Origin of the sequence: Legionella drozanskii LLAP-1, assembly GCF_001467585.1 — a bacterium.
In the GTDB taxonomy this organism is placed as follows: domain Bacteria; phylum Pseudomonadota; class Gammaproteobacteria; order Legionellales; family Legionellaceae; genus Tatlockia; species Tatlockia drozanskii.
Genome location: NZ_LNXY01000020.1, coordinates 444,741 through 452,455 on the forward strand (window position 1 = coordinate 444,741; position 7,715 = coordinate 452,455).

Genomic DNA, 7,715 nt, shown 5'->3' on the forward strand with positions numbered 1-7,715 from the left:
TTCTTATGCTAACTATTTCCGTATCCAGCACGCTTCCTAGTAGAAATGCGGGCGAGATAGACATTGAACTTAGTGATAACCATGATTCCACAATTCATATTAAAGGCTCTCATGATGCCACTATCCCTGTTGACGAAAAGCTATGCTTATTAGCAGTAGGTGGCAATGGTATTGATGGCAAAATAGGTGCAGATGGCTATGATGGCACTTCCGGCGTTGATGGATGCGATGCGGGTATGTACCGTTCTGGAGGTAATGGTGGCTCGGGCGGAGATGGGGGGCAGGGGGAAGCTGGCTCTAATGGTGATCCAGCAGGCAACGGCGGCAAAGTTGACGTTTGGGTGAAATATGAGGATTTAGCGCTTTTAGATACAATTTCTTCAATAAATGTATCGGCTGGTATACCAGGAAAAGCAGGAAGGCATGGTGCCGGCGGGCCTGGTGGTCGAGGGGGGCGCGGAGGAGCATCTTATTCATGGAGTGAACCCTATACGGCGTATCGTACTGAACATTGGACCGATGCTGACGGTAATAGCCATAGCCATGTAGTCAGCGATACCCATTATAATTATCATTATTCTTCAGGAGGTATAGATGGTCCTGATGGTTCGGATGGGGGGACTCATATCTACCCTTTATATCCTGGAGCAGTAGGTAAAGTAGGCCAAATTCATTTTCATGTTATACAAGATACTTCGGCGGCGCTTCACAAAGAACCCTATCAATTAGTGACTCGAAATGTTTGTTTTCAGTCTATGGAAGAGGGTGGATTATGGGAGCCAGGAGATGTCGTTAAAGCCTATTATGGAATTGAAAACACCGGAACCACTATGATATCTCCACCAGAATTAATTCCATTAGTTTTAGAAAATAAGGAACATTTGGAATTAGTGCAAAGTGGTGAAGTTAGCGGCTGCATTCAGGCTGGGACAAGTCATTTTAGTGATTCAACTCCTTTGCTATTTCGCATCAAAGAACCACAAAGTCACACTGGAAGTGAGCCATATAAACTTGTTACTGCGGTTATGGTCACAGCACAAAATACTCGCCTTAATCAACCCTATCAACACAGTGGCACTAGAAATAACTTAACTATACAATATCCCGTATTGCTAGAATCTCAACCTACTCAATTCTCTATTGCAGAGAATGAATCACAGTTGTTACAGGCGACGATAAAGAATATCGGGACTAAAGATCTAGGAGAACTTGCTGGACGGGAGTTATTTGTAGAAATCACAGCAGCTGATACTTCTTCTTCCTTAGTTTCAGAACATATTTCATTATTAGAGCCTCAAAATAAACACCAACTCACCTATAGTGAACAATTTAAACCAGGGGCTGAGTTCGGTGAGCAACAAACTTACTATATGAGTCTATTTTTACAGCCAATTAATAGAAGCGATACCAAGGTTCTTATTCAAAGACAAACTATAATAGGTCAGCTCACTCCTAAATATTCTCCTACTAAAAACAAATTTACACTGGTTATTAATGGCAATACGACAAAAGAACAAATTAAATATTGGACTAACTTTTTAAGTCAATTGTCAGGGAATAGCGAAGTAGCAATTTGGAATACCTCTTACTATCAAGAACTGGATTTGGATGGAAGCCCTTGCTTATTGGAAGATAGTACTCATGGAACCGTAATTATTTTGGATGACTTATTCCCCAAAAATACATCAAATAAGCTACAACATAATACTCAGTACATCACTCAAGAACAGTTATTAAAAGCTTCACAGCAATACGATGTCTCGTTAGTGGCTTTAGGCACAAAAGTACTAACTAAACCTTATACGCATAGCGATGTTCTATCCTGGTCAGACCCCTTGAAAGAACATGACTCACTGAAACTATTAATGGCAGAATTGTTACATGAAGTGGATCAACCCATGTTATTACATCAGGTTACAATACCCTTAGAACAAGGGTTTTGTAGGGGAAGAGAAAAAGCGGATGAGGCTCTTAGATTAGTAATAGATAACCTGAATAAAGTGTTTCCTAATCGAACTTATCATGTAAGTATCGCAGGCGCTGATGAGCAGCAGCTCACTATAAATGTCCGTCGCTTAGCCGATACATTAGAGCAAAATATACTTCAAATACCTTTATCTGACGAAGAATTAGCTCATCCGGAAAATAACCATGAAATCATTCAATCAGGGATAATAGCTGCCTTACCTTTTTCACAAAAATTAGGTCTATTTATTCAAAAAAGTAATCCCTATCATAAGCATTTGGCGCAAGCAATTACTAAGGATTTATTAGACGAACAAAACATAGTCATGCAGACAGAAGCCTATGGCTCTTGGCTAGAGCGGATAGTACGAAAAAATCAGCGTGATTTTGCTGTAGAATTAAAAAGATTGCGTCAATTGGACAATTTATTAGAGCAATTCGTTCTGAAAGGAGATTTTGAGAATGTTCGCATATGGTCTCCCTTGATTATTCGCATGATTGCTCAAGTACAATATCATGCAAAACAACATTCTTCCTTTTGGACTCGCTTCATTCATTGGTTTCTACCTCAGACAAACGAGCAAATTATAGAGAGCTATGATGCGTTAGGTAATAAAATTTTAGATTTACAAAGCAGTTATTCAGGCACTCCTATTCTAGAAATCAAAGCATTTGCTCAAAGTGAGGAAGAAATTCTTACACTTGCTTTTCAGCTGAAAATATTTTTGAAAGAATACGATACAATCAATTCGAGCCGCTGTTTTTGTTTCTTTAACAAATCAGAAATAAGTGATATGGAGCGAAAAGCAGTGCAGCAGTTATTGTGTGTATGTACCGAAGATGTTGCCTTAGATACTTTGGATATTTACAGACAGACGTTGAGTGAAAGCACTAAGCTTAAAAAGTTTGTTACAAAATTTGAACGATTATTCCCTGAATTTGTATCCGATAAAATAACAGATAATTTAGCTCTACCCAATTAGAGATTGAATAGTCTTATGTTTTTTATTTCGATTATGCGGTTGCTCCTCAATTATTACGAAAATTAACTAATTTAAAGTTAGGCTTAGAGAGAGAAGAAACTTGCATTATAAGTCTGACTACTCAAGATAATCAGACCTATTTCTATTTCCATTTAGAATGAGATTGGACTTGTCTTCAAGAATAGGTTCTATGCAATAAAGCCAAAACAATGATTAGCACAGCATTTTAGCTTTTGTTCCACAGAACCTATTTCTAACTACTTACTGTACAGCAATTATAGTCCTAGAAGTAATGAGCCCCTTCCTGTTACTGGTGGAGCATAGCTTCCACTACTATATTGCTGCCAGGTTGTAGCGCGGGGAAGAATAGTATTACAAGGAACCATATGCCATCCTGTTCCTGTAAATTCTGAAGGAACTGCCCAGACTCCACATGTCGATGTTGTACACACCGTACGTGCTTCGCTTGCTCCCGCAGCAATCATGGATGTAGCAACTATTACCCCAGCTACTGTTGATTTGATATTCATATAAATCTCCTTATTTCTCGTTGCATAATGATGATGCACAATCCATCGTTCTAATTATAGCCTAGTCAACTTTCACATTAGGCCAATGATAAGAGTAAAGATTTAGTTAATTGGAGCATAGCCTTAGTGGGACAAGGGCAGTTTGGGGTAGAATTATTTGATAAAAAATTGTACAAGGCGGGAAAAATGTCCAAATGTGGTCAATGTAGTAACGAAAAAATAAGGTGCATTTGTCCTAAAGGCTTAGTTGGTGGCGCCAATACAGAAGAAGACGAGGCTTATAGTGACAAAGTAGAGCAAGTTGCCACAGCGATTTTAGAGCAATATGCTGTTATTTACAGGCAAGATCGCGATAAATTGTCTAATTTTATCAATAGTGTGCGACAAATTTTAAATGATGAGTCTGATGAAGATCTTATTAATCTATTAGAAGAAGGTATTTTTTTAGAGTCGGAAGCTGCTGCTTTTAAAGAAGAATTCATGAATCTAGGCCCTAATCGAGCAATGCTCGTCGATCTCTCAAATAAACTAAATTTAGAAGTATTCCCTAGCCCAGGAACTCAACTGAACACAGGCATTATAGAAGCCTTATCAGTATTAGATAAATGGCCCCCCTATCCAGATAATAGCGGTGATAATTTCCAGCAAGCCCTTCGATCCTATACTGACTATTTTAAGGATCTCTCTCCTGAGCCTGAGCGACAGCTAATTTTGTCTGATATTTTTTGGAAACAAATCGAAAAATTAGGTACGCCAATTATAGAGTCAAATCCTGAAAAACCCTCTGAATGTAACGTTTATTTTCTACTAGCTAAAGATGAGCTTGATGAAAGTACAGAGGAGCCTGGTACTAAAAAAGACCTCTATCTTCAAGGTGATTTTCATGGTTATGACACAAGTGATGGGCGTCAAAAATTAGAAGAGATTGCTAATACCGGAATTATGATCCAGAAAGACACTATATTAAGGGATGCAATTATCAATTATCGATATATTCAGCTAGAACCCAGCCTGAGAGGTAGAATCCCTCTATTTGATCTGCCTCCATTTTTTGGTCTTAGCGCAAAAGAGGAGGCAACCAGATTGATGAAAGATGTGCATAAAATTCTCTATGAATCGGGTCAAGAATATCCTCCCACACTGTCTGAGCGTTATGAAGAATTGGTTAAGGAGTTTGAAACCTTGAATCGCCATGACAGTTCAGATGTAGCCTATCAAAGATTCCTCGATGGCAATCCTCCTGGATTAGGTCTTACTGATTTAACTATCAACTTATGTGGCCTTGAGGGAGATCCATTCTGGTTCCTAGACAATCAATGCCCTGATCAATACAGTAAGCACAGAACCGCATTTTTGGGCCCAGGCCCTCAAGTCAAAGAAACTGTTTTTCGAGTCAATGAAAATCCAAAACTCGCTCGCCTACCTGGAAAAGCAGTGGTATGGTCAGACTTACTATCACCTCCAGAACCACAAAGTGACCCAAAAACGAAATTTGTCTATCATAATACATTCTATTCAAAATTAGACGGCAAGTTACATTCGAGCGATGAAACCATGAAACGAGATGCGTCGAATATCGATCTGTTTCATGGTAATGATGATTCACCCTATTCTGATTGCACCCGAGCTATCCATGTTTTTAAACCAATCGATGGCCTGATAGAGAAGGTTGTTGTGGTGAATGATGGCATGAATTATTTGTCAATTGGAATCATGGAAGAACTAGAGAAGATGGCAGGCTTATCGCCTAATACTGCCTTTGTGTTCATTACAACATTGCCAGGATTGGAAAAAACGCTTTCTCAAACCAACTCAAGGGCAAAATTACAAGGTTTAGGAGCTGGGAGAACCGTTGATTATGAGTTACAGATAGATGATTATGCTACATTTATTCGTGACGTACTGTTTCCTGAATTAAATGCAACCGGCGTTTTGCTGCCAAAGGACCCAAGCCATAGAGTAATGATAGGAGCAAGTTTAAGCGGGACGGCCGCAATTAAAATAGGATTCAAACACCCCGATCTCTTTGGTGGCATCATTGCGCAATCGCCATCACCTAGCAACAAATCCTGCTTAAACGATCTGATTGCATCTAATAATACCAAAAAATCAAATGTTCAACTGCATTTAAGCTGTGGTTTGTTTGAACAACCGAAGTATGCTGCTGCTAATGCTAATTTAATGTTTGCTCAAGAATTATCAGCTAGATTTGGTGTTGAGCCACTTCATATTGGTGCGAATGGCCATTACTTTTTAGCTTGGAGTAAAGCATTAGAACAATCGTTACCTGAAATTTTAAATAAAATGTGTAGTACTCATGAGCTTGGAGCTACACTCTCTTAGGCCATGACTGGAAAACAGCTTTTATAACTTAATAGGAACGACTGATTATAGACCTTGCAAAAATGGAAAATAATAATATCTACTTAATGATATATAAAACTTATTTTTCAAATGAATAAACCTGCCCTGAAAACACAGTCAGCTCATCTTTTTCTGTAAAAAAATAGATTTAGCTATTAATTACTTTCAAATTGATCGCAGCGCTTAGATACTTAATATTAAAATAAGAAAATTAGATTATAATTTAAGATAAACAATTCTTAAGAGTAGAATTTGTGGCAGGCGAACCCAATTTTTTTGATTTTTTGCATAATCAAAAGGGAATGACCCAAAAGGAAGCAGGCCTTGTTATATCTAAGGCTCAATTTCTTTCAAAGGAAAAATTTGTTGAGCAGCTGCTGGATTTTTTACAAACTGCCAATGATAAATCCATAGGAGAGTTAGGTAATTTTGCTTTTTGGATGAGAGAACTTGCTCACTTTCAATTTCAAATGTCATTATTAAAAGATAACTCGCCTACGCATGTTGCTGCTTCTCAACCCCAATTTCATCCAATACTTTTAGCTGGATTCCATTTGGATGACCTATTATCAGTTCAACAGGCTCTTCGAGATAAAGAAATTGGCGAGATAGTCAAAAGGAAGCTATCTGCTATTTTAATTGAGACGACTGAAAATTCAATGAAAGAATTGCAAAATGATAGCCTTTATTTCTTAGATATCTTAAATTGTAAAGTGCAGCAAGTAAAAAAGGGAATAGCTAACCTTATTGAGCAGTACAATACATTAAAGGAACAAGCAGAGAATTCGCCACCGGCGACCTATCAAATATTCTCTAATAAGCCCAGGTTCGAAGATATGGGCCGAAGTTTTTCTTCTTTTGCTAATGCCAAAAAATTTATATTCGAGGCTAGGAGCCAAAAAAACGATAATGATAATAAAGGCTTAAATTCCGAAGAGCCCGATTTTTTTGTTGTGGAAATACAGGCTAAAAATCCGCAAGAGCTAGACGAAGCGAAACAAGCGTTTGTTAGTAATTACTCTTCTTTAAAGGACCAAAGCCCCTCGTGGCCTAATGCAAAAATTAATAGCATCGCTTTTTTTACTCAAGGAAAAGAAGAAGAGCGACAATATAATCCTGATGGTTCAAATGATATCGCACGCACAATAAAACAATTAGACCTGATGATAAATCGCTTGCAACAAACCAATTGGTTGTGGAAATTACTTGAAGCTGTCACGGGCAGAAGTGGTTTAACAGATAAAAAAATTCAGGCTTTAAAAGAAATTAAAGATGAAGTTTTTATGCAAAAATCTGATATTGAAACCAAAGCTGTTTCTCTACGGGATGTCTTAAAAAATCAATTTGCACAACAAACTACGCAAGAAAATCAAATAACTACTTATAGGACTTTACTAAACCAACATCGATTTGGTTTTAGTCAAAAACCTACGAATACCGATGAGAGGGTTGATGAATTGATTCAAGGAATTAAACCAAAATAATATTTCAAAATGGTAAAAAATTCATGGAGAATGCCTTGAATTTACTGAAATGCTCTAAATGACAAAAATCTACTCCATAACCGATTGAATCTAAATAGGTAATTTATATTTCAACCAAAAAGCTTAAAAATTACCTGACAATGCCTGCTATTTTATTCTATTATTGATTTATGTACATCAATCATAGAATAAAAAATCATGGTGCGAGGCGGGTTACGACCTGGTGCTGGACGACCAAAAGGGCAGAGCAAATACGGAGAACAAACCAAAGCGATACGCATTCCTCTTTCACGTATAAACGACGTGATGCATTTCATTACGCATCCAAGTTTAACCTCTTATCAAATTCCGTTGTATTCAAGTACTGTAAGAGCAGGCTTTCCGTCTCC

Annotated in this window: 4 protein-coding genes and 1 pseudogene; 4 read left to right on the plus strand and 1 reads right to left on the minus strand. The window is 37.8% G+C overall.

Features of this window, described 5'->3' with window-relative positions; all coding sequences use genetic code 11:
* The first annotated feature begins 5 nt into the window (after positions 1-5).
* Positions 6-2,948 carry a hypothetical protein gene (locus Ldro_RS06300; protein WP_058495552.1) on the plus strand — a complete coding sequence of 981 codons (2,943 nt, stop codon included), beginning with the start codon at positions 6-8 and terminating at the stop codon, positions 2,946-2,948.
* A 275-nt stretch (positions 2,949-3,223) separates the two neighbouring features.
* On the opposite strand, the gene Ldro_RS06305 is transcribed toward Ldro_RS06300, so the two are convergent.
* Positions 3,224-3,478, minus strand: coding sequence for a hypothetical protein (locus Ldro_RS06305; RefSeq protein WP_058495553.1), 255 nt, complete (start codon positions 3,476-3,478; stop codon positions 3,224-3,226).
* 186 nt (positions 3,479-3,664) lie between these two features.
* Here Ldro_RS06305 and Ldro_RS06310 point away from each other — a divergent pair, with 186 nt between their 5' ends.
* The 3 genes and pseudogenes from Ldro_RS06310 to Ldro_RS16760 all read left to right on the plus strand — a co-directional run.
* A complete protein-coding gene (locus Ldro_RS06310; protein ID WP_131764374.1) occupies positions 3,665-5,821 on the plus strand; it encodes an alpha/beta hydrolase in 2,157 nt (718 codons plus the stop codon).
* 275 nt (positions 5,822-6,096) lie between these two features.
* A complete protein-coding gene (locus Ldro_RS06315; protein ID WP_058495555.1) occupies positions 6,097-7,326 on the plus strand; it encodes a hypothetical protein in 1,230 nt (409 codons plus the stop codon).
* A 198-nt stretch (positions 7,327-7,524) separates the two neighbouring features.
* A pseudogene (locus tag Ldro_RS16760) lies at positions 7,525-7,715 on the plus strand (DNA polymerase V); the annotation flags it as partial.

What these genes read in the sequence shown, in the direction of transcription:
- Ldro_RS06310 (WP_131764374.1), top strand. Translation starts at nt 3,665, where the DNA reads ATGTCCAAATGTGGTCAATGTAGTAACGAAAAAATAAGGTGCATTTGT.
- Ldro_RS06300 (WP_058495552.1), top strand. Translation starts at nt 6, where the DNA reads ATGCTAACTATTTCCGTATCCAGCACGCTTCCTAGTAGAAATGCGGGC.
- Ldro_RS06305 (WP_058495553.1), bottom strand. Translation starts at nt 3,478, where the DNA reads ATGAATATCAAATCAACAGTAGCTGGGGTAATAGTTGCTACATCCATG.